The organism is Photobacterium sp. DNB22_13_2 (genome assembly GCF_052873915.1).
In genome coordinates this window covers 106,334-131,128 of record NZ_JBNNXU010000005.1, presented here as the reverse complement: position 1 = coordinate 131,128, position 24,795 = coordinate 106,334, and the positions used below count along the sequence as shown (strand labels likewise).

17 protein-coding genes are annotated in these 24,795 nt (G+C 48.7%); 9 read left to right on the top strand and 8 right to left on the bottom strand.

The genetic code is table 11. The features are described 5' to 3' along the window. Nucleotides 1–5: 5 nt before the first annotated feature. Nucleotides 6–1,220: an AAA family ATPase gene (locus ACVA58_RS09785; protein WP_428650332.1), complete on the bottom strand. Its 1,215-nt coding sequence runs from the start codon at nt 1,218–1,220 to the stop codon at nt 6–8. Nucleotides 1,221–2,558: 1,338 nt separating this feature from the next. Here ACVA58_RS09785 and ACVA58_RS09780 point away from each other — a divergent pair. The 5 genes from ACVA58_RS09780 to ACVA58_RS09760 all read left to right on the top strand — a co-directional run bounded on the left by ACVA58_RS09780 (nt 2,559) and on the right by ACVA58_RS09760 (nt 12,282). Further along, on the top strand, nt 2,559–4,559 hold the full coding sequence (locus ACVA58_RS09780) for a replication initiator protein RctB domain-containing protein (RefSeq protein WP_446510258.1): 2,001 nt from the start codon (nt 2,559–2,561) through the stop codon (nt 4,557–4,559). 381 nt (nt 4,560–4,940) lie between these two features. Next, nucleotides 4,941–7,223 (top strand): patatin-like phospholipase family protein, encoded by a 2,283-nt coding sequence (locus ACVA58_RS09775; RefSeq protein WP_446510257.1) that lies wholly within the window; start codon nt 4,941–4,943, stop codon nt 7,221–7,223. A 395-nt stretch (nt 7,224–7,618) separates the two neighbouring features. Then, the gene (locus tag ACVA58_RS09770) at nt 7,619–8,695 is read left to right on the top strand and encodes an efflux RND transporter periplasmic adaptor subunit (protein WP_446510256.1); all 1,077 of its coding nucleotides are present in this window, start codon (nt 7,619–7,621) and stop codon (nt 8,693–8,695) included. Next, on the top strand, nt 8,695–11,790 hold the full coding sequence (locus ACVA58_RS09765; RefSeq protein ID WP_446510255.1) for an efflux RND transporter permease subunit: 3,096 nt from the start codon (nt 8,695–8,697) through the stop codon (nt 11,788–11,790). The genes ACVA58_RS09770 and ACVA58_RS09765 overlap by 1 nt, the downstream gene beginning before the upstream one ends. Before the next feature lie 147 nt (nt 11,791–11,937). Further along, nucleotides 11,938–12,282 (top strand): hypothetical protein, encoded by a 345-nt coding sequence (locus tag ACVA58_RS09760; protein WP_446510254.1) that lies wholly within the window; start codon nt 11,938–11,940, stop codon nt 12,280–12,282. Nucleotides 12,283–12,387: 105 nt separating this feature from the next. Here the strand turns inward: ACVA58_RS09760 and ACVA58_RS09755 are convergent, their stop codons facing one another. Then, nucleotides 12,388–13,620, bottom strand: a complete 1,233-nt coding sequence (locus tag ACVA58_RS09755) for a serine/threonine protein kinase (RefSeq protein WP_446510253.1) — start codon at nt 13,618–13,620, stop codon at nt 12,388–12,390. A gap of 347 nt (nt 13,621–13,967) precedes the next feature. On the opposite strand from ACVA58_RS09755, the gene ACVA58_RS09750 reads away from it, so the two are divergent. Further along, nucleotides 13,968–14,882 carry a helix-turn-helix transcriptional regulator gene (locus ACVA58_RS09750; protein ID WP_446510252.1) on the top strand — a complete coding sequence of 305 codons (915 nt, stop codon included), beginning with the start codon at nt 13,968–13,970 and terminating at the stop codon, nt 14,880–14,882. A gap of 45 nt (nt 14,883–14,927) precedes the next feature. Here the strand turns inward: ACVA58_RS09750 and ACVA58_RS09745 are convergent, their stop codons facing one another. Genes ACVA58_RS09745 through ACVA58_RS09735 form a run of 3 tightly spaced genes read right to left on the bottom strand, consistent with a single transcriptional unit; the run spans nt 14,928 to nt 17,482 of the window. Continuing rightward, the gene (locus ACVA58_RS09745) at nt 14,928–16,388 is read right to left on the bottom strand and encodes a sodium:solute symporter family protein (RefSeq protein ID WP_446510251.1); all 1,461 of its coding nucleotides are present in this window, start codon (nt 16,386–16,388) and stop codon (nt 14,928–14,930) included. Between the two features lie 9 nt (nt 16,389–16,397). Continuing rightward, nucleotides 16,398–17,333, bottom strand: coding sequence for a DMT family transporter (locus ACVA58_RS09740; RefSeq protein WP_446510250.1), 936 nt, complete (start codon nt 17,331–17,333; stop codon nt 16,398–16,400). 2 nt (nt 17,334–17,335) lie between these two features. Next, on the bottom strand, nt 17,336–17,482 hold the full coding sequence (locus ACVA58_RS09735; RefSeq protein ID WP_446510249.1) for a hypothetical protein: 147 nt from the start codon (nt 17,480–17,482) through the stop codon (nt 17,336–17,338). 371 nt (nt 17,483–17,853) lie between these two features. Here ACVA58_RS09735 and ACVA58_RS09730 point away from each other — a divergent pair, with 371 nt between their 5' ends. Continuing rightward, nucleotides 17,854–18,585, top strand: a complete 732-nt coding sequence (locus ACVA58_RS09730) for a prephenate dehydratase domain-containing protein (protein ID WP_446510248.1) — start codon at nt 17,854–17,856, stop codon at nt 18,583–18,585. A gap of 114 nt (nt 18,586–18,699) precedes the next feature. Here ACVA58_RS09730 and ACVA58_RS09725 read toward each other — a convergent pair whose 3' ends face one another. Then, nucleotides 18,700–19,914 (bottom strand): MFS transporter, encoded by a 1,215-nt coding sequence (locus ACVA58_RS09725; protein WP_446510247.1) that lies wholly within the window; start codon nt 19,912–19,914, stop codon nt 18,700–18,702. 183 nt (nt 19,915–20,097) lie between these two features. On the opposite strand from ACVA58_RS09725, the gene ACVA58_RS09720 reads away from it, so the two are divergent. Beyond that, a complete protein-coding gene (locus tag ACVA58_RS09720) occupies nt 20,098–20,979 on the top strand; it encodes a LysR family transcriptional regulator (RefSeq protein WP_446510246.1) in 882 nt (293 codons plus the stop codon). Nucleotides 20,980–20,998: 19 nt separating this feature from the next. Here the strand turns inward: ACVA58_RS09720 and ACVA58_RS09715 are convergent, their stop codons facing one another. Then, nucleotides 20,999–21,583 carry a TetR/AcrR family transcriptional regulator gene (locus tag ACVA58_RS09715; RefSeq protein WP_446510245.1) on the bottom strand — a complete coding sequence of 195 codons (585 nt, stop codon included), beginning with the start codon at nt 21,581–21,583 and terminating at the stop codon, nt 20,999–21,001. 177 nt (nt 21,584–21,760) lie between these two features. Then, nucleotides 21,761–22,783, bottom strand: a complete 1,023-nt coding sequence (locus tag ACVA58_RS09710) for a LacI family DNA-binding transcriptional regulator (protein WP_446510244.1) — start codon at nt 22,781–22,783, stop codon at nt 21,761–21,763. 194 nt (nt 22,784–22,977) lie between these two features. Between ACVA58_RS09710 and ACVA58_RS09705 the strand changes: the two genes are divergently transcribed. Beyond that, the gene (locus ACVA58_RS09705; protein ID WP_446510243.1) at nt 22,978–24,747 is read left to right on the top strand and encodes a class I mannose-6-phosphate isomerase; all 1,770 of its coding nucleotides are present in this window, start codon (nt 22,978–22,980) and stop codon (nt 24,745–24,747) included. The last annotated feature ends 48 nt before the right edge of the window (nt 24,748–24,795 follow it).

Below are 24,795 nucleotides of genomic sequence, written 5' to 3'. Positions count from 1 at the left end.
ACTATTTACTCCCGGTTCAGGTTAGCCCAGTGAGAGTGCATCACACGCTCTAACTCTAGGCCAACACGTTGGATCGCATCTTGCGCTGTTGAAAGGGTCTTTTTGCCCCCTTCAAATTCGGCCGCCGTCAGGTCGAACACAGTGCTATAGGTATCGGCACAAGTTTCGAAGGCACGGCTTCGCGGTACCGTTGCCATCATAACTTGCTCACGAAGCAGGTAATTCATTTCAGTAAGCACCGAAACCTGCTTCTTGTTGTCATCCTCGAACATGGTCGGCATCAGGCGGATAAACTCCAAACCGTGCCAATCTTCCGGGAACATCTCATAAACTGTAGGTAAATGCTGGAAAAAGTTAACGGTGGAAGCCCAGTCGAGACGCTTTGCCGCACAAGGAATGATCAGGGCATTGGAAGCATACATGGCATTCCACACCAACGGATCAATGTGCGGCCCCGTATCGATCATGATGATATCAAACTCATCAGCAATCGGATCGATAACCTTTTCTTTAAGCAGGCGAACAATGTTTAAGTCTTGGTTTTCTGCCAGATCCTGCCATGCATCGGCATTAAACATGGCATCTTCAGGGAAGGCAGCAATGGTTTTTAAGTTCGGGTACTGAGTGGGCATTACCACATTACCCATCACGAATTCCTTATCAATTTCCTGTCCTTCAGGCACATTTTCCAACATCACATCAACTGCTGAATAAATGGTTTCCTGATCGCCAACACTGATCTGCGGGTTAAGGAACAAACGTAGCGATCCCTGTGGATCAAGGTCAATCAGACAAATTCGGTAGCGCTTGTCCAAGTCCAGAGCAAGGCATGCCGCCAGGTGTACAGCAGTCATCGACTTGCCAGTGCCACCTTTCTGGTTCTGGACATTAACAATCCATGGTTTACGTCCGGCACCTTCACGCTCGTAAAAAGCCGGCTTTTTTGTCGCATCCATCAACTGATGGGCTTCTTCCAAGCTGATAGAGTAATGATTGGCATTATTTTTGGTAAATTGATGGCCATTCGCTTCCATGCGTGAAATTGCATCATCAAGTTTGCGACGGGTAAGACCCGAACGACTTTCCATCAATGCTTTCGACATTGGAGGGAATGCTTCTTCCCGGCGCTCCTCCAACACGATCTCAATTCGGTCAGCTTGGACCTGCTTCGTCTGCTCGGCGATATTGAGCAAATTGTCTATGGTTTGTTCCCTGTTCATTGTCTTTATTCACCTTGAAACATTTTGCTTTATTGTACAACAAAAAAACACCAAAACAATAAAAAGCTGAACAGAGACATGTGATATTTATCTCAGCATAAAGCGTAAAAGAAAGCAAAAAACAGACGTATTTCTGTTGAATTCTGAGAACAAACAAGAGTGATTAACTTGGAAAGAGATAAACATTTAAAGTGTTACAGCGTCACTATTTTACAATGTAAATCCAATTTAGAGACAATACCTCCGGAAGCGTGCCTTTTTGTGGCTAGTTTACGGGCGCTGTCACTTTGACTAAATTTCATACCAAATCGCTACTCTGAATAGCCACCTACGAAAATTGTCAAAAATGATAATGAAATCGTGCAATTTCATTATGATCAACCAAATACAGCCTGAACACATTCACGACGATCAGCATGAAATTAGTAATCTCACTTGATCCAACCTAGTTTGAATGTACATAGACTTGATCATTGTTCCTGTATCTCCAACAAGATCACGAAGCATGATCAAGGGAAAATTCAGCCACACGAGAGTCTATACTGCACGCAAGTATGATCGGAAAAATGATCAAGTGATTGACGGTGTAAATCGTTCTTAGAACGACGACGCCCGAAAGCATGGAGATAACCGGATAAATTACGGTAGATGTAGGTCTGATAAGGGCTTAGCAAACATGAATAGTCTTCTTTTGCCGCCTCAAAGGTTGTAAATTGGCCTTTGGGGTTAAAATTGAAATGCACGAACAATGGCTTGATCATACATCCGCTACGGACACATGATAAATCTCATGTAGAATACGGGCAGTGTCAAATCAACGATGGTTAATATTTCTTCGCTACAGGGTGCACCAGGCCAAAGAACACTTAAAATCATGTTGAATGACACCTACGTGATCATCTTTCCGGTGCCAAAAAGGGTGAAATGGAAGACTTGGGCTTCTCTGATATACCGAAAGAACCCATTTTAAGGCTGATGTTCAATTCCACCTGTGGATAACCTGTGGGTCTGCCATGATCATGCTTTCTTACTCTCGTTGATCATGTTTGCAGATTGATGATGATCATATTTCCAGCCGCTTGATGATCATCGTTTCCATCAAACGTTGATCATACTTCCAGAGCCCTCATGATCATGCTTTCGATCTGGGTGTTTTTTATCTCCTTCATTTTCAATTGGTTACGAGCATTTAGACGCCCAGATCATAAGATCATATAATCAGTAAGATCAAAATAAACAATAAGATCAGTTTAAAAAAAGCCAATAAAAGATCTTTCTTTCTTGTCATATTTCTATTAATCTTTCACGGAAAAATGATGCATCTACGGCTAATGACAAATGAACTCCGCGCTTTCATCAAAGAACAACAATCCTGAGAAGATATTGATCCTCGCTCCACGATCCCACAAAGATGGGCATTTGTTCTCGATCCCAGCAAACTTGATCGACTGGCTTCCACAATATCAACACTTCAAAGGTGTCACCAAAAGCATTATCGAGTTACTCAACTTGATTTCGTTGCGTGGCTTATCCACTCATGATGGTATGGTATCGACCACAGAATTGGTTGAAGCAACAGAAGGTCACTTGACTCGGGCGGCGATTCAGCAGCGCTTAAGGGCAGCGGTTAATATCGGTCTGTTCAAACAACAACCCGTACGATTTGAAGAAGGCCTTGCGGGCAAAACCATGTTGCATCATTTCATCAACCCGGCCATGCTGATTTCACAGCTTGGTACTGGTAGTTTGAATTCAGAACAATCCAAAGCCAAAGAAAAACAAAAACGTTCAAAGGCGCTGGCACAAAACCATGTAAACCGCCAATTGCTTAGCGAACATGGCTTGGGTACACCGCCAAGCATGCCGGACGAAGCGGATCAGATTGTGATCTCTCCCACCAGCTGGGCGGGGATCATTGATCAGGCATTGGCTCCGCCCCGAACCAAAAAGAGCTATCAAAAATCCATGGTGGCGATCAGTGGCACCAAAGCAATCATTGAAACACGATCATCGAAGTCGATCATGACGGTTGATGATCTGATGACCTTGTTTGCCTTGTTCACACTGACAGTGCAATACCACGATCACCACATTGCCGATTATGAAATTCAATCACGCAGCATGGGTAACAAAACCCCGGTATATATCACAGATATTCTTGCTCTAAGGGGCAAGAAAGACAGTGGACCGGCTCGTGACTCTATTCGCGAAAGTATTGATCGCATTGAATTTACAGATTTCCAGCTGCATGAATTGACGGGCCGCTGGATGAGCGAAAATATGCCGGAAGGGTTCAAGAGTGACCGTTTCCGTTTCCTGGCCCGAACCATCACAGCATCCGAAGAAGCACCGACGGAAGGTGATGACGGTGAGATCAGGATCAAGCCGAATTTGTATATCTTGGTATGGGAGCCATCATTCTTCGATGAGCTACTAACCCGGGATTATTTCTTCCTGTTCCCGCCAGAGATCCTGCGCCAGCATACCTTAGTGTTCCAGCTGTATTCTTTCTTCCGGAGCCGGATGTCACGCCGCTACACTGACTCGATGATGCTGAGTGAGTTGAACCAAAAACTGGCCCGCAACATTGAGTGGCGCCGTTTTTCAACCGACTTGATCCGCGAGTTGAGCAAACTGGCAGAAGATAAAATCACCGATCAGGTTTTTGCGGTTAACTTGTGGGGTTATCATTTGACGATCACACCTCACGAGGAAGGCAAGCGTTATTGCGATTACCAGATCGATATCCGTTGTGATGTCGATGAAGTGATCCGCTACTCTCGGGCGAAAACGACCAACGAAGGCAAGCGCACCATGGCACCGACTATGCCTAACCCGCTGCGCAATGAAATTTTGCCTAAGAAGGAGCTTGATCAGCTTTCCGAGATCATTGATGGTGAATTTGAACCGATCCAGCGCAAAGAAAGCCGTCCGAAGGGACGTTTAGGGCGCCGCGTGAAGCTTCGCAAACACTTGGTTGAAATTAATGCGGATGAATTGACCATTACCTTGTCCAAGTATACTTCCTCAGAAGCTCTGCAACGCAGTATAACGGCGTTATCGGCAATGAGTGGACACTCTGTTGCCTCAATCAGTGAAGAGTGCCACAGCTTGCTGGAGAAGCTCGATTGGCTTCGGGTGGGGGGGGATGTCGTTCCTTACGAAACCCTGAGTAAAACCATTGAGTTATACAATGGCCAGCACGACCAAGGCCATTTGTCGATTGAACGGCTTATTTCTGGTCTGGCTGTAAGGCGCAAAGTCTGTAAGCTGGTTTATGAAGGGCACGTTAATGATCAGGTAATGCATGCGCTGAGCGATATTGCCAGCGGTAGCTAAGTCCTCGTCATGAATCATAAAAAAATCCGGTCAGTGAAGAGCAGACCGGATTTTTTATGCCTGCTGTTCAGCTAACTTGGGTATATTATACCAAGCTCAGCAATATTCTGATCATATCAGAGTCATCTCTGCCGTTTGAGTTCAACCCAAATTGATGAAGATATAGTCGCTCTAGATCAAAGCAATTTGGGGTAGATATCGAGCGGCAGAGAGGCTCCCGAAGGGCGAGTTTAAAAGGAGCAGCTACTGTGTTACATGATTTTGATGGATATGAATAGACCTGTAATCAAGTGCCTTGTATCTGTCCCTTTTAATCCTCGCTGATAGGCCAGAAGATTGGTGAGTTTGGTATTACTATTAATCCAATTCATAGGATGTGTCATGGAGTGGCGGAAAGTATGTCGGCGTTGGCAGGGCGGGGTGTTGCTCGTTGTTGTCGGGGTGGTCTCGGGAACCTTCAGCGTTGTGGCGGCCGAGCCTCGCCCGCAAATAGGTGTGGTACTGAGCGGCGGTGGAGCTAAGGGGGCTGCTCACATTGGCGTGTTGTCGGTACTGGAGGAAAATCGGATCCCGGTTGATGTGATCACTGGCACCAGCATGGGCGCCTATGTGGGGGGCATGTATGCCATGGGCCTGTCTGCCCGGGAAGTGCAGCAAAAAACGATGGCTGCCGATTGGCAGAGCGGCTATGACGATCGTGTGGGTCGCAATGATCTGGAGTTGCGACGCAAGCAGCAAAACGATAATTATCAAATCTATACCGACATCGGTATAGATCTTCAAGGAAACTACCAATCTAAGCCTGGCGCCTTCCAAGGGCAGGGGATGGCTATTTTACTAGGTCGCCTGACCGACAATCTCCCCGCGCTCGACAGTTTTGACGATTTGGCGATCCCTTACCGAGCTGTGGCAACGGACATCGTTCATGTCCAGCCCGTAGTGCTTGAAAGTGGGCATTTGGCAACGGCGATGCAGGCTTCGATGACGGTACCAGGTGCTCTTCAGCCGGTGCGGATAGACAACAAAATCTTGGTGGATGGCGGGATCGTCAACAATATGCCCATCGATTCGGCTCAGGCGCTGGGCGCCGAAGTGATCATCGCGGTTGATCTGCGCGATGCCCTGTTTGGTGAACAAGATCTGAATAGTGCATTCAATATTATCGGCCAGCTCACCACGTTTATGACCAATACCAGTTCTGACCAGCAAATGGCGTTGATGGGGGAGGGGGATGTTTATCTCCAGCCAGATGTCTCTTTCATGTTGGCTCCTGACTTTGACAAAATGGAACAGGCCTATGTTGCCGGTCGAAAGATAGCATTGGATGCACTGCCGCAGCTCAAGCGCTACCAACTGCCAGAGCAAGACTACGAGGCCTATGTGCGTGCAAAACTCGACCGTCGTTCACAAGTACTGGCCAGCCCTGCTTACTATATCGATAAGATTGAGGTGAACAATCATACTAAGCGTTCTGACTTGGCGCTGCTTGAAATAATGGACCTCAAGGCTGGTCGGGTGATCACTAACGAAGAGATGGACGAAGCGGTAAAAAGGCTTAGTCGGCAAGATATTTTCGAGCGTGTTACCTATCAAATAGAGCAGCAGGACGATGCTAGTACCTTGGTAATGGATGTCCGTGAGAAATCCTGGGGACCGGGTTACCTTAACCTGAAGTTTGCTTTTGAGGATGACTTTGCCAACCGCTCGGATTTTGCCTTCGGCACCCAATATATCTATACCAACCTGACTGATAAGGGGGGGGAGTGGCAGTTCGAATGGCTGCTGGGGAGCTGGAAGAAAATTGATACCAGTTTCTATTTTCCGCTTGATTACCAAAAAAATTCCTATACCTCATTCGGTATCAACTGGAACCGCGAAGTGCGTGAGTTTATTTTGTCGGATGAGCAAGCAGGCATGATTGACCGTGATCCGGGCACTGTGGTCGAAACCGAATACAGTGTTTTCAATGGCTATGCCGAGCTGGGGTGGAACCTGCAACCATGGAGTTCATTAGCGGTGGGTTACCGTGGTGGTGTCGGGGAGGTTAGTGAAATCAATATCACTAATAATCAGAACTATTCGGTCCATGGACCCTATGTGTCATTTGTCTATGATGATCTGGACAGCATGTTTTTCCCGCGCGAAGGCTTTATGGTCCGTACCGAAGTTGGGCTTGGCTCGAGCCGCAGTTCGCTCAACAATGACGATACGATATCGAGCGACAGTCTTTACGCGCAAATGAAATTACTTAAACCGTTTAGCTATGACAGGCATAGCTTGATCGCGACCATGCAAGCGGGTGGTTATGATGGCGATGATGTCTTGCCGGTTTATGTGCAGGATCTAGGGGGGTTGTTCAATCTGTCGGGCTACCATCGCTACGAGCTCAATGGCCGTTACAAGTTGTTTGGTTCGCTGGTGTATAGCTACCGACTGTTGGACAACAATTTCGGTGCCGTGTCTATTCCTGTATATATCGGTGGCTCGTTGGAGCAAGGCGGGGTATGGGATGATCAGTCGGATATTGATTTTGACTCCAGCTTGACGGCTGGTAGTTTGTTCTTGGGATTGGATACACCGTTAGGGCCGGTATACCTTGCTTATGGCATCGCTGAAGGGGGACAAAATTCCTTTTACCTATCACTGGGCACGACATTCGATTAGTCATTTAGCGGCGTTTCTTTGCGGCTGGCATCTCGCTAGTTGGAAGCTGCTTCCTGATTTGATAGGGGATCCCTTGGCGGTTTCATGAAAATTGGAACCACAGCCTCATAGGCAATCATTGCTTTGTTATTCCTGACATTTTATTGACAATTTGGCGTGGGGCTGAGGCAAAATACTTTACGGATATAACCTTTGTCCCTTTCGATGAGTTAGGTTTTCACTGGTATGGATACTGGGCTTACCTAGTCACCCTCTCGAAATGCAATATATGAGTTATTTTGCGAGCCATCGACCGGCTCGCTTTTTTTTGTCTGTAACAAACCACTCACCTGCTTCTCCCTTTCTATACTGACTATATCGCTGTAATTTTCCCATTCCCCTCAGAAGGATACTGCGTGCGTTTGAAAGGGACTCTGATCAGTTTATTGCTCCTCATTTTGCTGGTAGCGGGTATTGCCTACAAGGAATACTTGTCTGCTGGTGTGTCCGCCGTACGTTCAATGCCGACGCCAACGGTGGTGGTGGCTGAGGTGCAAAAAAAGGTGGTCCGGCGTGAAGTGGAGGCGCTGGGCACCGTAAAGTCGCGCGAATCAGTGGTGCTTACCGCCAAGGTGACCGAGAAAGTTGAGCGAGTCATTTTTGAGGATGGCCAGTCCATTTCAGCCGGCCAGTTACTCATCACTTTGTATGCCGATGAGCAGCAAGCCAAAGTACGGGCAGCCAAAGCCAATCTCAAAGAGCAGCGTCGTGAATACAAGCGTATTGAAGGGCTGGTCAAGCGCAATACCATTGCTCGCTCTGAGCTGGATGCCATTTATACCGATATCGAAGTGGCCAAGGCGGTGCTGGCCCAGATTGAGGCCGAATTGGCGGCGAGGTATATTCATGCGCCGTTTTCCGGTGTATTGGGGTTTCGGCAGATCAGCCCTGGGGCATTGGTGACACCGGGTGTAGTGATCACCACCCTTGATGATATTGCCACGGTAAAACTCGATTTCTCTATTCCCGAGGCCTTTCTCGGTCTGATAGCCCAAGGTGCGGTGATCGAGGCCAGCGCCGCGGCATATCCCGATGAGATATTTCGTGGTCAGGTTGCCAGTATTGGTAGCCGGATCAACCCGCAGACCCGTGCAATGGTGGTAAGGGCTGATATTGCCAACCGTGATTTACGGTTACGCCCCGGCATGCTGATGACCCTGTCTTTGATTGTCGGCGAACACCAAGGATTGGTGGTGCCGGAAGAAGCCTTGGTTTCTCGCCAGCAGCAGCACTTTTTGTTTGTAGTGAGTGAAGATGGCACTGTCGAGCAGCGAGAGGTAGAACTGGGCTTTCGGCGCCGGGGTGAGGCTGAAGTGCTGGTCGGCATCGAGGAAGGTGAACGGGTGATCACCCGAGGAATTCAGCGGGTGAGGCCGGGGCAAAAAGTGGAGATCCGCGAGCAGGAGCGATTTACCTTCAAGGAGGCTGACTGATGTGGCTGTCAGATATTTCTGTCACCCGTCCGGTGTTGGGCTCGGTGATCAGCCTCTTGCTGGTGGTCTTTGGCTTGGTCGCGTTCGAGCGGCTGCCGCTGCGAGAGTATCCCGATATCGACCCGCCGGTGGTGACGATATCCACCAGCTATCGGGGCGCGTCGGCGGCCATTGTCGAAACGCGGATCACTCAGCTGGTTGAAGATAGGATCGCAGGACTCGAAGGGATCCGCTCTATCAGTTCCACGAGTCGGGATGGTCGCTCTAGTGTGACCTTGGAATTTTCCATTGGCCGTGACATCGATGCCGCGGCTAACGACGTCCGTGACCGCATTGCAGGTATTCTCAATAACTTACCCGATGAATCCGATCCGCCTGAAGTACAGAAGGCTGCCGCTGGCTCGGAAGTGATCATGTGGCTTAACTTGGTCTCGGACAGAATGGACACGCTGGCGCTAACGGATTATGCCCGTCGCTATTTGGTCGATCGATTCTCGGTGCTCGATGGGGTAGCGGGGATCCGCCTTGGCGGCGGCAAATCCTACGCCTTGAGGATCTGGATCGACCGGCAGAAATTAGCGGCTAGGGAGCTGACGGTTACCGATATCGAAGATGCGCTGCGCGATGATAATATCGAATTGCCCGCAGGCTCGGTGGAGTCGGAGAGTCGCCAATTTACGGTGCGTACCCAGCGCAGCTTTGTTGCTCCTGAAGATTTTGTTCGCTTGGTGGTTGGCACTGGCGATGATGGTTATTTGATAAGGCTTGGCGATGTAGCCAAGGTCGAATTAGCTGCCGAAGAAGAGCGGATCACTTTCCGCGGAAATACGCAGGATATGATAGGAATAGGGATCACCCGCCAGTCAAAGGCCAACACCTTGGATGTGGCCAAAGCGGCCAATAGTTTGGTCGATAGGCTCAATCCTACCTTGCCACCAGGAATGGAAATCAAGCGCTCCTATGATTCCTCGGTGTTCATCCAGGCCTCGATTGACGAGGTCTACAAAACCCTGTTGATCGCCCTCGGGCTGGTGGTGGTGGTGATTTACCTTTTCCTTGGTAGTGTCCGTGCCATGTTGATCCCCGCCTTGACCTTGCCGGTCTCGCTGATCGGTGCCTTTACGGTGCTCTATGCCTTGGGTTTTACCCTAAATCTATTGACCTTGCTGGCACTGATCTTGGCTATCGGTATTGTGGTCGATGATGCGATTGTGATGCTGGAGAATATCCACCGACGTATCAGTACTGGTGAGCCACCGCTCAAAGCGGCGTTTCTTGGTGCGAAACAGGTCAGTTTTGCCATAATTGCCACCACCGTGGTGCTGGTGGCGGTCTTCCTGCCAATTGGCTTTCTTGAAGGGGATCTGGGCAAATTATTCCGTGAGTTCTCCATTGCTATCAGTGCCGCGGTAATACTGTCATCCTTGGTGGCGTTGACGCTGAGCCCTATGATGGCTTCGAAACTGATGCAGCCGGTTGATAAGGAAAGCGGCTTGGTTAGGCTCAGTGGTCGTGCAATGGCCGCGCTGACAGCGAGCTACAAAGGTATGCTAACCCATGCGATAGAACGCCCGCGCAGAGTTATTGTGGTTTTGGTGCTGGTGTTGGTTACTTGTGGGTGGTTGCAGCAGCGCCTTCCCTCTGAGTTTGCCCCGCGAGAGGACAGGGGCGCGATGTTTATCATTATCAATGGACCTCAGGGGGCAAGCTTTGATTTTATCCAGCCTTATATGAACGAGGTCGAGCATCGCCTGATGCCACTGGTGGAAGCTGGCGAGATCAAGCGCTTGCTGATCCGTGCACCGCGTGGATGGGGGCGGATTGCCGACTTTTCCAATGGTTTTGCGATTGTGGTGCTGGAAGATTGGGCCGAGCGCCGCCCTGCCGGAGCGATTATTGGTGATATTCGTAGGCGGTTGGGTGACTTGGCAGGGATCACCGCTTTTCCGGTTATGCGTCAGCCGTTCGGTCGTGGAGTCGGTAAACCTGTGCAGTTCGTGCTGGGTGGCGGCAGCTATGAAGAGCTGGCTCAATGGCGGGATCTCTTGCTTGATGCGGCGGCCAGTAATCCCAAGATTGTTGGATTGGATCATGATTACAAAGAAACCAAACCTCAGCTTAGGATCGTGGTCGATCGTGATAGGGCCGGCGATCTCGGAGTGTCGTTAAAGACGATAGGTCAGACGCTTGAATCTATGCTCGGCTCCCGTCAGGTAACGACTTATACATGGCGTGGCGAAGAATACGATGTGGTCATCGAAGGCCAGCGCGAACGGCAAAATACCGCCGCCGATTTGGCAAACTTGTATGTTAGGGCTGAGCAGGCCGAGGCATTGGTTCCGCTATCGAGCCTGATCCGAGTCGATGAATATGCCGGTGCACCGCAGCTTAATCGCTACAATCGGGTTCGGGCGATCACCCTCGAAGCTAATTTGGCCGATGGTTATACCTTGGGCGAGGCGTTGGGTTACCTCAATGGCTTGGTTGATGAGTTGCTACCTGCTGATGCGGTGGTCAATTACAAAGGTGCGTCCAAAGACTATCAAGACTCCAGTACGTCGATTGTGTTTATCTTTGCCTTGGCACTGGTGGTGGTTTTTCTGGTGCTTGCCGCGCAATTTGAAAGCTATATCCACCCTTTGGTCATTATGCTTACTGTGCCGTTGGCAACAATGGGGGCTTTGCTTGGGCTGTACTTCACTGACCAAACCCTCAATATCTACTCCCAGATTGGCCTTATCATGCTCATTGGTTTGTCGGCCAAGAACGGGATCCTGATTGTCGAATTTGCCAACCAGCTGCGTGATCAGGGGATGACGTTTGATGAGGCTTTGCTTGAAGCAGCCTCTGAACGTTTGCGTCCGATCTTGATGACCGCAATAACCACTATCGCAGGGGCTATCCCACTAATTATGGCGACCGGTGCAGGGGCTGAAAACCGCATTGTTATCGGTATTGTAGTGCTGTGTGGCATCACAGTGGCCACCCTGTTTACCTTGATAGTGATCCCGGTGATGTATCGTTTGCTGGCTCGTCACACCCACAGCCCCGAACATGTGTCGCGGCAACTGGCACGGCAGATGGAAGATAGGTGAAGTACGCTACAATGTAGAAAAGGCATCGAATACATCAATAAAAGTGCGAATTAATGCTGAATTTGATGTGTCTGATACGACAATTTCCCGCCTTTTCGCTACTATCACGACAGGAATCACAACAAGACTTAATCTGGTGATATTGATATGAAAATTTCTGTTGATGGCGGCTCATTTAAAGTCGCAATCGAAACTGAATTTGCAGGACTGACTGAAGAGTCAGTAGCCATTTATAACGAAACCTTCGAGCAGGCTAAAACCAAAGACAAGACGATTTTACGCTTCTTGCAAATCATCATTGAGCATCGCGACAGTGATGATGCGATTGGCTATGCTGTATTGGGTTTGTTGGGTTGGTACCACATCAACATTAATCCTGTTGAAGACCAAGACATTGAATTGAATCTGCCGAAAATCCTCCCGCACCTGATCAACCCGGCCGGTGACTTGACCGCTACCAGTGCCAGTGAAGGCAGTACCTTCTTGCATTGATGATGTGGGTAGCATTTGATTGCGGTTACCCGTCCTGATAAAGGAAAAGCCTGACGCAGCAGCGTCAGGCTTTTTCGTTTTCAGCTGTATGAGATCAGTTGATACTTAGTATTCCCAAAATTCGAGACTGTGCGCCCCGAAGAACTGGTTGCTGAAGTAATCTTCGCAGGTGCCTTCACGCCATACATCGGCAGTTGCACAGTGTAAGCCACCACCAAAGGCGTAAGCATCACGCAGGTCAACAGGAACGACCTCGAAGCCAAGCTTATCAAACTGCTCCATTTGTGGATGTTCTGAGGCTTCGACACAAACCGTCTTGTGGTCAAGGATCAAGGTATTCATTGATAGCCAGGTGCTTGAATAACACAGTGGTGGTGGGTTATCCCATGCAGGGGCTACCGCTTCAACAATTTCCCAGCCATTCTTCTCAAAGATATCACGCTGACCTTTAAATAGTGGGCGGTGTGGGTTGAGCAGCATCAGCCCAGGACGCAATGGGCAGAACGTCGCATCGATGTGTATAGGGTGGTTGTCCTCAAAGCTAAGGGTGTGGATACGGTATCCTTGTGGTTCGTATTTACGTTTTAGCCAATGGATCCCTGCGAGGTTGGTCGTTAGGCCGTGCTGGATAAAAATATCTTTGCCTAATCGCATGACATCCGCTGCATCGAATAAGATATCCGTTTCTTTCGTGCTGTATTCCTTGCGAAGGGAGCGTGCCATGGTTTCTTCATCGGATAAATATTCATAAGCGGCAACGTAATCCATGCGGAAGCTCTCATCGGCAAGGCGCGGACGAGGTGCTTGTTCAATCAAGCAGTTGGGATCTGATTCAAAGTACTCGCGCAATAGGTCGACATAAGCCAAGTACTCGAAATAGCGGCTTCTGAAACTCATTGGTGCCATCAGCATGCTTTTACCCATAGTCAGTAGGCAGTCGCGTGGAGGCATACAACCGAAACCTGAGCTAATGCTAAAGTCTGGGGTCGTAATTTGCTGGTGCCAATCAACGGCTCCTGGACGGTCAACGATGATCCCTCGATCTTCTAAGGTTTTAGCAAAACCATTTAGGCATTCGTTAGCGCGATCGATACTTTCCTGAGTTCTACGGCCGGCTTTACTCCCTCTCATTGGCGAGTCTGCTGGGATTTTTTCATTGCTGGCTGGGCAAGCTTCTGGAATGTGCTGGTTATCAGCAATGCCAACGATGACATGACGGAGTGGGTCAAAATCATTGTAGGATTCTACATGTAGACCTTCGCGGATATAGGGTACACCAGACTCTTTTCTTTCTAGCGGTTGAGAGGCATTAGGGTATAGATCATTGGAAATACTCATGACAAACACTCCACAAAATAAACGGAATTATACTGTTAGGTTGAATAACAATTCTTGCTATCCAATGAGTCCTATTTTGCGATAATCGGTATTTTCTAATAGCCAAATAGTGCCTGAAACTGGTGTTTTTCTGCTGCTTTAAATAGCGTGAAATATATTTCATGAAAATAGAATAGTTTTTCAAATGTACGTTTTTGGCTGAGTATGTATTGGTTTTATTGCTTGTTTTATGAATCTTTTTAGATGTAATTATTGGTTAGGTGTATATCACGATTTAGTGAGTATGCTCTGGAGATTTATTTAATCGGTGGTATAGATAACAGCTTCTATTGTGGGAGGTGAAGGCTATGTGTCCACGTGTTATTGCCAATACCCCGAAATTTCTGATGTTTGACCTACAGAAAGTTAACGAAACCAAACATATGATATTTGGGGCTGACTATATTCTTGTCGCACCACGAACGGCTGGGTGCACCTTGCATTTGGCCTCCACCCAATACCGGCTTAAAGTGGGGCAACTGGTATTATTAGCGCCCTTTAACCCCTTTCGGTTGTCTTTGTTATCATCTGTGGTCCAAGGTTCGGCGGATTGTGATGTTTTGCACTTTAGGTTAAATGCATTAGGGCAGACATTTGTTGATAGTGTCCAGTTCCATGCAATAAAACAAATGTTGGATGATTCCCGAAGCGGGCTGTTGTTTGATGATCCTAATAGTGAAGGGATCAAAAAATATATTGACCCCATGGAAAACACTTTCGACTTTGTCCAAGTATTAAATTTGCTTGGGCTATTGAATTATTTATCAGCCAAAGAACCACAATGCTGTTTAATAAATAATTGTGTTGAGCTTTCAAATACTAAACGGACAGAAGACCGGGTTCATATGGCTTTAACGTATATAGACCAACATCTTGGTGAGCCAATATCAGTCGCCAAAGTAGCCGATCAACTTCATATGGCCGACAGTACCTTTTCGCGTTTTTTCCACGCAAATATGGGAATTACTTTCCGGCAGTATTTAATTGAGCAGCGGGTGAGGCAAGCTGCGCGCTATTTAGTGACGACAGACTGGAGTATTGCTCATATCGGAGCGGAGGTGGGTTTTTCATCTTTATCTAATTTTAACTCTAAGTTTAAGGGGTTACTCAAAGCGACACCGCGAGAATACCGGGCTAAACATTTAGATATGAGAAAGGGGGTCGATACGTCTCGTTCGGTTGCTGGTCAGGTTACAAAACAGTTTCTTGAACAAGTTATGTGAATAAGAAGGGGAATCGCAATTACGCGTATTCCCCTGTCAGTATGCCTACCGTAGCCGGAGAATATGGGCTTGGTGATGGCGCTGAGAAACGAGAGCAACAAACCAGTAGCTGCCGCAGGCAAGCAATGAAGCATAAAGCGGAGCTTCCACCCAACCTAAGCTGAATTTCCAAAACAAAAAACAACCCGAACCAAAGCCAACCAGTATTGAGGTAAGTGCGGCATAAATATTGGCTTTGATGAAGTGGGCAAACAGGGTTGGTGCCACCAGCGCGGCCATCAAAGTACCAGAGCCAAGAATAGCTAGCATAGATAACATAAAAGGTGGTGCCACGATCATCAATATAAAGCCGGTCGACCCCAGAACAACGACTGCAAGTCGGTTGAGACGCAAGAGTTGGCGTTGGTTAAGAGCGCAGTCAGGCCAAATGGCTTGGCGTAGATCATGGGAGACGGCACTCGCAATCGCGTGCAGGACCGAATTGGCGGTAGATTTCATTGCAAATAAGATAAAGAGGGTGACAAAAGCTGATACTGTTGGTGATAGAAACATCATCAAGAATGTTGGCATTGCTTCATCTGCAACGGCTAAATGGGGCACCTTTATTCTGACATATAGCCCTGCGAGGGGAACTAGGCTCAACAGGCAAGCGATAGGTGTCATATAGGCTGCCACATGATGCAACTTCGTTGTTTTGGCTAGCGCCATAAAACGGACAGACATATAGGGCAGTGTAGCACTGTAGATGAACGCATAAGGCAGAACCAAAAAGACATGCCAGACTGACGTGCCGTAGGGGCCAGAGTCCTTGGGAGCGAGCAAGCTTGGATCTATTGCATTGAGTCCCTCAAGCAGTTGGCTGGGTGACAAGTCAGCGAAAATGGTAATAACAATTATCAGAGCCGAGACACACATACCGATGACCATGAAGCAATCGGTGAAAGCCACGGCAGCGAGCCCGCCTATTGAGGTGTAGAGGATAATGATGGCCACCATGAGTAATGATGCGGTGGTAACATCGATCCCGAGCCATTGTCCTGCTAATAAACCGAGTGCTTTGATCTGACCAACAAGGAAAACGAGCAGTAGCATGACTGTAATGACAGCTGTGATCCCTTGTGTTAGTCGCTTGATCGGCTCGGGCCCTTCATGGCTGGTGGCCACGTACTCAGGGATGGTCAAACTTCCAATCTTGCTTGCCCGTTGATGCAAAAAGCGAGCGCAGAACAAAACGGCTAAGACCATCGCTGGGGCAAAGAAAAAATTACCCAGCAATTCAATAGCACCATATTTATAGGCCACACCTGGGGACCCCATGAATCCCCAGCCAGAGAAGCCAGTTGCAACAATTGTTGCTGCGCCCACAAAGGGGCCAAGGGTATTGGAGGCTAACAGGAAGCCCCCCTCACCGTTTCCCGTGCGGACAATTTTATCACTGTAGAGTGCGAGCCCGGCCATCACAATGACGGTGATGAACAAAAGACTCCAGTTTAGCCAGGCATTCATTTCCGCCTCCTAGTGTTCTAATTGTGCTTGTTTGAGAAGCTGTCTTTTTTTGCTCATACCTATGACGACCTCACCCATTCCTCCCCCTATGACTAAGATCCCGCCGATGGCTTGGAGCGAAGTCAGTGATTCACTAAACAGTAAGATCCCAATACCGGCACCGACCACGGTTTCGAGGTAAGAAACACAGGCCAGCTCTGCGGCTTTCAGGTGCTTAGCAGCAATAGTGAGCAGTGACAGGGCACCAAAGCCAATAAAGAAACCCATCGCAATTAACCAGACCCAGGAGGAGCTATCCATCTCTGCTAAAGATGGCGGGCTGATCAGGAAGTAGATACCAATGGCGACGGCACCGAACAGGAAGTTGAAGAACGAACGGACATCAGAACTGACATCAGAGCGGTAACGACTGAGGAACAGATAAAGACCATAGCCAACGCCAGACGCAAGGCCGAGCATGTCGCCAAGAAACGTTTCACGGGAGAAGGAGAGGGTGATCATCAATCCGGTTTGGCTGTCATAGCTAATTATGCCAATGACAAAGAGACAGCCGATGAACACGGCAGTCAACAGCATGGCTGTGAGCCGAGATATTCGTTCTTTAAGAAAGATGGCGGCCAGGATGGTCGAGAAAACGGGGCCTGAATAGATCAAGAAGACGGCATTGGCCAACGTGGTGTATTGAGTCGCTGATACATAGGCTGCTAGGCATAGACCTAAGCTTGCCCCACTGGCGATAACGCTCGGGGTCAGTTTGGTTTTAGAAAGCAGTGGTACCTTTCGTTGGTATAGCAAAATGGCCAGGATACAAATAGCACCAACCGTCATCCGGGTAAAAGCAATGACGTCACCACTTGTATTGATGTTTCGGGCAAATAAGCCGACAAAGCCCATTAGCGTCGCTGAGACGATCATGGTGCTATATCCTAACATCTTAGTATTCATGTTCACTCCTTGGGGCCATGGTTACGGCTAGGTGAGGTTAAGCTGCCTTTACCCGTCCACTCAAAATGACCAAAAATTACGGCGACAATGACGCATAACAGCACCATCGCGATAATAAAAGCATCAATGGACCAGTAACCCGTAAGCATTATTTTTCCCCTGATTAATGTGGATGAAATCGATACATCGCCGGCAGATATATACTGATTACTCAATATATTGGCGGTTACGGGGGAATAAACTAGTTAAAAGCTGCTGCAAAATTGCTGATTGCTGCCTTGGGTAGCCGGATGTGATTTTGGTTGGAAACAAAGAAGGGGAGGCCATTTTCAAGAGGATACTGCCTAACATATTACTGTCAGGCTGTTATTTTCTGGGGAAATTTTTCTGTACCTTAACTTCTAATTGCTGTGCCAATACCCACTGTTCAGACCGTAATTAGTGATAGGGTTAATAAAAATTAATCGGTGAAATTGTCATACTAAAAGATCATTCTCAATAAACTGTAAAGGAATTACGGATGTTCAGACCACTGGGTATTGCTATAACGGCAGCCACGCTTTTTATTTCAAATGCGACAATTGCAAATGAACAAATTTTTGCTCAAGCATCGAAAGGGAGCTTTAACGATGCTGCAATCGTTAAGCTATTTGAAAAGCAGCCTGATTTAACGGCAGAAGTTGTTTTTGCCGGCACGCCAACAAATACATTCAAGCAAGCAGTAGACAATGATGCGCTCGCATTTAGTGCGGTCGAAAATAGCACTATTGACGGCCGGTTAGTACAAGCATCCGTTGAGGCATTCCAGCAATACCGATTAATAGAAGCAAAAGCTTTTATTTCGACCCCTATCGAAATGTGTGTCCTGATGAACCATCACGATATAGCGAAAGACATCAGCATCAGCACGATAGCCTCGCACCCAGCGGCGTTGAAACAAATCAATGCATGGAAAACGGGCTTCAATCCACAAGAAGTTGAAATCCCCGAAGGGACCGCTGCGGCGGCAAAGCTAGTTTCTAGCCAACAGCTACCGGCAGGAACTGCAGCGATAGGCGCGTGTGTATTAGAGCGTGTCTATACCAACCTCGATGTTGTCGAAAAAGGTGTTCAGGATAATAAAAACAACAAGACCTCTTTTTTGTTGATGGAGGTCGAGCTGCGTGAAAGCAGTATTAGTGAAGAGGAGGCCCGTATTGAGCTGATGGAAGCGATTCAATTAGGTAAAAAACGGGTGCAAGTTAACCAGTAGATGGTATTGCCATAGATCTCTGCTGTGAATTGATATGTAGGATTAAAATCAGGCCAGTAGCAATAGCTACTGGCCTATCTTTTTGAGTCAACTAATTGTAGGGTCGCTTCGTCGCTATACTGCTTGCGTGGTATTGGATTCTACTTTGTTGCTCTTAGATTCATTGGTAGTGGCTTTGTTATCCAACCGGCCGCTAAGGCGAGTCAGTAGCAAGGCAACGATAACGATGACGGCACCAACCCAAGGGGTATGCATTAAGCCGGCGTTGGCAACGATGTGGCCGCCACCCCATGAACCCAGTGCGATACCGATGTTGAAGGCTGCAATGTTAAGGCCAGAGGCAACGTCGACCGTATCCGGGCTGACTTTCTCTGCCAGTTTTACCACATAGACCTGCAGGCCCGGTACGTTACCGAAAGCGAAGGCACCCCACACCAAGATAGTCGCTACCGCCGCAATCGAGTTATAGGCGGTGACATTGAATACCAACAGGGTTGCAGCCAAACCACTGAAAATAATGGTCAGCGCTTTGATTGGCCCCATTTTGTCGGCCATTTTACCGCCCCAGATATTACCGATAGCGACAGAGACACCGTATACCAGCATGATAAGGCCGATAGCACCGGAGTTGAAACCCGACACATCTTCCAAGATAGGTGCCAGATAGGTAAATGCGGTGAAGGTACCGCCGTAGCCCAGTGCGGTGATGGCGTAAACCAAGAGTAAACGTGGTTGGGCCAGAACCTTGAGCTGCGATGACAACTTGGCGGCTGGTGGCTGCTTCAAGTTGCCCGGAACCAAGATAGCGCTGCCAATCAAGGCGACTAGGCCAAGAAGTGCAACAATCAAGAAAGTGGCCTGCCAGCCAAATGTCTGGCCGATATAGGTACCTAGCGGTACACCGGTGACTAAAGCGACGGTCAGGCCGGTAAACATAATCGCAATAGCGCTGGCAGCTTTTTCTTTGGATACTAAACCGGTCGCGATGGTTGTACCAATGGAGAAGAATACCCCGTGTGCCAAGCCGGTCAGAATACGGGCCAAGACCAAGGTGTTATAGCCGGGTGCTTGCCATGCCAACAGGTTACCAGCAACAAACAGGCTCATCACCGACAGTAGTACAACCTTTCGGTTCCACTTACCTGTCAGGGCCGTCAGTACCGGCGCGCCAACAGCAACACCAAGGGCATATAAACTGACGAGCAAACCGGCTGAAGGTAAGGAAACATTGAGGTCGGCTGCCATGGTTGGGATCAATCCAACAATAACAAATTCGGTGGTTCCGATAGCAAAGGCGCTTAGCGTCAATGCCAGTAGTGCTAAAGGCATAATCTTTATCTCTGAATAATTGAGTAAATAAACCCGTCAAACATCTATCGATACAGCGAGAGGTGCTGGCGGTGACTCTCTGTTGGCAGGCATTATTAATAAAAAATCTATTGTGAAAAACAGCACCCTTTACAAATGATTTTTGCTATAAATGAAAAAATAGAATCTAAAGCGGGATGAATAATGCTGACGCGATCGGATGATCTGGAAATTTTACTGACGGTGGTCGATAGCGGCGGCTTCTCTGCGGCTGCCGAGGCCCTTGATATTCAGGTTGCCCGGGTTTCACGGGCAGTCAGCAAGGTCGAGAAGCAGCTGGGGGTATCTATCCTCAACCGGACGACTCGGCGGGTTGAGCTGACCGATGAAGGGCGCCAGTTTATTGAAGCTGTGAGAGTCGGCCTGCAGCATATCCAGCAGGCCGAGGAAGACATTATGCAGCGCGGTGAGTTGCCGAAAGGGCGTTTGCGGGTCGATGCTGCCAGCCCATTTGTGTTTCATCAACTCGTCCCGTTGATCCAGCCATTTAAAGCGGCTTACCCGGAAATCGAATTGGAGCTGACCTCGAATGAAGGCTTTGTTGATTTGCTGGAAAAGCGCACCGATGTGGCGATCCGCATCGGTAAGTTGGATGATTCGACCTTGCACGCCCGCCCTTTGGGCAGAAGCCCGTTGTATATCGTTGCCTCGCCAGAATACCTTGCACGACGTGGGATCCCCAACTTGGTGAGTCAACTCCAGCAGCATGAATTGATCGGCTTTGCCGGGGCCAAAGTTCTCAACCGCTGGCCACTCAAAGGGCTGGATGCCATTTCGCCGACGTTGATTTCAAGTAATGGTGAGACGGTGCGTCAGTTGGTACTAGCAGGCAATGGGATATCGTGCCTGTCAGGCTTTATGGTGAATAAGGATCTGGAAGAGGGGAGGCTGGTTTCATTGCTGGAGTCAGAAAAATTAGTGAATACGGGGCGCGAGCAGGTCAACGCCGTATTCTATAAATCATCGTCTGTCGCAAGGCGGATTTCAGCCTTTATTGATTTCATCCAACCACAGCTGACTCTCTAGCATTGGGGTTTTGGCTGGCTTAAAACGGATAATGACGAAACACATCTTCGACCATCTGTTCAAGCGGTGCATCGTCACCATTGGCACGAGCATAGGTGCGAAGCCCTGAAATCTGAACCTGGACATGGCGGGCCAGTTGTTGCGGATTTTTGTCTTTGCCTACCTCACCCAACTCTTGAGCTTCGGTGATCAGCTTTTCGAATTCCCCTTCCATCTTGCGAAATGAGTCCTTCGCTTCTTGTAGCAGTTCGGCATGTTCATCGGTAAGTTCAGCCACGGTTTTGGCTAGCATGCACATGCCATTCGGCGCCTCGCTCTGAGTATTGATCACCAGCTGCTTCATAAACAGTTTTAGGGCATCGATTGGCGATGTGCTCTCTGCGCGGCATGCCGCTAACTGGGCGACACCAAGCTCGGTATAGCGTTGCAAGGCTTCTTTGAATAGCCCTTCTTTACTGCCAAAGGCGGCATAGATGCTGCCCGGGCGCATATCTATCACGTCTTGCAGGTTGCGCATCGAGGTGGCATGAAATCCTTTTTCCCAGTAAAGGTTAGTGGCTTTGTCGATGACTTGCTGACGGTCAAATTTTGCATGGTTCGCCATGATCTGTTTCCAATCTAATTTGTGAACGCTAGTTCAATTTTAAGTGGAACCGCTGTTCAAGTCTAATCTGGCGCAGCCATAGTAATATTAAAGCAATATGATCAAGGCACAATTCCAGCCTGTGGAACAATGATCAAGGTGTTTATTGGATCTCCACTTGATCATTGTTCCGTGTTATTAATCGCTGATTTTATGAGGATCACTGATTCCACAAGATTGGCGGATCATCAACTTGGGCGGAATAATGATCCGTTTAGGGGGCTCTGTATTGCCGCGGATACGATCAAGCAGGGCCTCGCCAGCTCGGCGCCCGATTTCTCTGGCCGAGACCGAAATCGTTGTTAGGGCTGGATAGGTGTCAGCGGCTTCCGGTACGTCATCAAACCCGGTGATGGCGATGTCCTTGCCCGGCTCTAGCTGGTGTTGGCGCAAGGTTCGGATTGCACCGAAGGCAACGATATCGTGGTAACACACCACGGCGGTGATTTCCGGATGATGTTCCAGCAGATTTTCCATTGCCTCGGCGCCGCCGTTGCGGGTAGCTGGGCAGGTGGCCATCCAGCCAATCTTTGGGGTGATTTGGTGTTCGAGTAGTTTGCTCATGTAGCCCCCCATCCGGCTAGCGCGGTTTTTTGAGCTTTGATCACCGCCGATAAAAGCAATATAGCGATGACCGAGGTCCAGCAAATGTTGCGTGACCAGTTGGCCGCCATAGAAGTTATCGGTACCGACGTAGTCGTAATCGGCTCCTTCTATATCACGAACCGCTAAAATCACCGGTAATTGGCGTCGCTTGAGGGTGGCAAGAAACTGCTTATCGGTACCTTTTGCCGGGCACAGAATAAGGCCGCCTGCTTTTTGGCTCAGCAACGACTCGATGAATTTCTTTTGACGCGCAACCGTATCTTCGCTGTTGGCCAGAAACAGCATCAGATCATTGTCTTCCATCTCTTGGCTTAGCCCTGCCGTCATTTCGCTGTAGAAGGGGTTGGTGATGTCATTGAGCAGCAGGCCTATCTGATTACTGTGCTGGTTACGCAAATTGGCAGCTGTTTGGTTGTAGACATAGCCCAGCTCGTCGATAGCCTGAAGCACTCGCTGGCGAGTCTTGTCGGAAATTCTGCCTTTATCTCTCAATACCATAGACACGGTGGCGGTTGAAACACCACAGTGTTTGGCGACATCTACAATGGTAGCCATGAATAATTTGAACCTAGGTTAATCGTTTAATCTAATGGTAATGGTTGAAAAGCAGGCTTTTTGTGATTGATATCACGTCAGTTCAGCAAGGTTAATCGTTTAAACCATAACTGAGTGGTTAAACATATTAACCAGATTGATGAGACCTGGTTAAACGATATATCTTCACCTCAACGAATTGATGAGGTGCAATCATGAGCTATTTGAATAATCAAAAAGCAAACTACGACAAATTTCCCCATGTCGATGTCACGGGTTTTGCCGGGCATAGCTGGCAGGGGTGGGAGAATCTGTTTGATGCCGTTGATAGCAAGATTCATGCTCTGGCCAAGGACAAGACCGTGCTGGTGGTCGACTGTTATCCAGGCGTGAATCTGAAGGATTTGGAGCAGGCATTGATTGCGGCGTTCCCTAATGCTTCGCTGTTGTGCTCTGAACAAGCCAAATATCCGGAAGAGACGATTTTCGCCATGATTGAGCGTCACGTGACCGATGATCGGGTGTTTGGCGTGATTGCACCGCATAAACTGACCGAGTTTTTCGATGATGAACAAGTTTGTGATCTGAAGCGCTCTGTACATGAAAATCAGTCGAAGCTAGTGGTGGTCTACGGCCCCGGCGCATCACTGATCCATGATGGTGATGTCCATGTTTATGCCGATTTGGCACGATGGGAAATTCAACAACGTTATCGCCGTGGCGAGGTGGGTAACTGGGGGGTGGATAATACCGATGAAGATGTATTACGCCGTTACAAGCGTGCTTTCTTCATTGAGTGGCGGGTGTTTGATCGCTACAAGACCCCATTGCTCAAGCGCACTGACTTCTTGCTGGATACCAATGTTGTCGATAGCCCGAAATTAATCAGCGGTGATGCTTTTCGTACCGGTCTTGAGCTGGCGACCAGCCAGCCTTTCCGTCTAGTCCCGTTTTTTGACCCGGGAGTATGGGGCGGCCAGTGGATGAAGGAAGTCTGTGATCTTGATCCTGACAAGCCAAACTACGCATGGTGTTTTGACTGTGTGCCGGAAGAGAATAGCCTTTATCTGATGGTCGATGGAATCCGCGTTGAAATCCCATCACAGGATTTGGTCATGCTCCAGCCTCAGGCTCTTCTGGGTGAAGAAGTACACGCCCGCTTCGGGGCCGAATTCCCGATCCGTTTTGACTTCCTCGATACGATGCAAGGACAGAACCTCAGCCTGCAGGTACACCCACTGACGGAATACATCCAGCAGGAATTTGGAATGCATTATACCCAGGACGAGAGCTATTACATGCTTGATGCGGGTGATGATGCCACTGTATATCTCGGGGTGAAAAATGATGTTGACCCTGATGTCATGATGGCTGACCTTCAGGCCGCCCAGCGTGGCGAAAAGCCCTTCGATGACGAACGTTTCATCAATAAATTCCCCGCCAAGAAGCATGATCACTTCCTGATCCCTGCCGGCACCATCCACTGTTCGGGGACCAATGCAATGGTGCTGGAAATCAGTGCTACGCCGTATATCTTTACCTTTAAGCTGTGGGATTGGGAACGCTTAGGCATGGATGGCCAACCACGTCCAGTACATCTGGATCACGGTAAAGAAGTGATTCAGTGGGATCGCGATACTGACTGGACCGAAAAGAACCTAGTCAACCGGGTCGATTTCATTGCCGAGGGGGATGGGTGGCGCGAAGAGCGCACCGGTTTGCACGAGCGTGAGTTTATCGAAACCCGCCGACATTGGTTCACGAAAGGCGTGACCCATCAGACCGGTGGTAACGTCAACGTACTAAATCTGATCGAGGGTCGTGCGGCGATTGTCGAGAGCCCGACGGATGCCTTTGAACCTTATGTGGTGCATTACGCAGAAACCTTCGTTATTCCTGCCTCGGTTGACGAGTATGTCATCCGTCCATATGGCGAAAGCGAAGGTCAGGAAATTGCCACTATCAAGGCCTACGTTCGCAATTAGATCGAATCATTCTGTTCCTACAGCTCAGCGGCTTTGTTGGCAAAGCCG

What these genes read in the sequence shown, in the direction of transcription:
- ACVA58_RS09785 (WP_428650332.1), bottom strand. Translation starts at nt 1,220, where the DNA reads ATGAACAGGGAACAAACCATAGACAATTTGCTCAATATCGCCGAGCAG.
- ACVA58_RS09780 (WP_446510258.1), top strand. Translation starts at nt 2,559, where the DNA reads ATGAACTCCGCGCTTTCATCAAAGAACAACAATCCTGAGAAGATATTG.
- ACVA58_RS09775 (WP_446510257.1), top strand. Translation starts at nt 4,941, where the DNA reads ATGGAGTGGCGGAAAGTATGTCGGCGTTGGCAGGGCGGGGTGTTGCTC.
- ACVA58_RS09765 (WP_446510255.1), top strand. Translation starts at nt 8,695, where the DNA reads ATGTGGCTGTCAGATATTTCTGTCACCCGTCCGGTGTTGGGCTCGGTG.
- ACVA58_RS09760 (WP_446510254.1), top strand. Translation starts at nt 11,938, where the DNA reads ATGAAAATTTCTGTTGATGGCGGCTCATTTAAAGTCGCAATCGAAACT.
- ACVA58_RS09755 (WP_446510253.1), bottom strand. Translation starts at nt 13,620, where the DNA reads ATGAGTATTTCCAATGATCTATACCCTAATGCCTCTCAACCGCTAGAA.
- ACVA58_RS09750 (WP_446510252.1), top strand. Translation starts at nt 13,968, where the DNA reads ATGTGTCCACGTGTTATTGCCAATACCCCGAAATTTCTGATGTTTGAC.
- ACVA58_RS09745 (WP_446510251.1), bottom strand. Translation starts at nt 16,388, where the DNA reads ATGAATGCCTGGCTAAACTGGAGTCTTTTGTTCATCACCGTCATTGTG.
- ACVA58_RS09740 (WP_446510250.1), bottom strand. Translation starts at nt 17,333, where the DNA reads ATGAATACTAAGATGTTAGGATATAGCACCATGATCGTCTCAGCGACG.
- ACVA58_RS09735 (WP_446510249.1), bottom strand. Translation starts at nt 17,482, where the DNA reads ATGCTTACGGGTTACTGGTCCATTGATGCTTTTATTATCGCGATGGTG.
- ACVA58_RS09730 (WP_446510248.1), top strand. Translation starts at nt 17,854, where the DNA reads ATGTTCAGACCACTGGGTATTGCTATAACGGCAGCCACGCTTTTTATT.
- ACVA58_RS09725 (WP_446510247.1), bottom strand. Translation starts at nt 19,914, where the DNA reads ATGCCTTTAGCACTACTGGCATTGACGCTAAGCGCCTTTGCTATCGGA.
- ACVA58_RS09720 (WP_446510246.1), top strand. Translation starts at nt 20,098, where the DNA reads ATGCTGACGCGATCGGATGATCTGGAAATTTTACTGACGGTGGTCGAT.
- ACVA58_RS09715 (WP_446510245.1), bottom strand. Translation starts at nt 21,583, where the DNA reads ATGGCGAACCATGCAAAATTTGACCGTCAGCAAGTCATCGACAAAGCC.
- ACVA58_RS09710 (WP_446510244.1), bottom strand. Translation starts at nt 22,783, where the DNA reads ATGGCTACCATTGTAGATGTCGCCAAACACTGTGGTGTTTCAACCGCC.
- ACVA58_RS09705 (WP_446510243.1), top strand. Translation starts at nt 22,978, where the DNA reads ATGAGCTATTTGAATAATCAAAAAGCAAACTACGACAAATTTCCCCAT.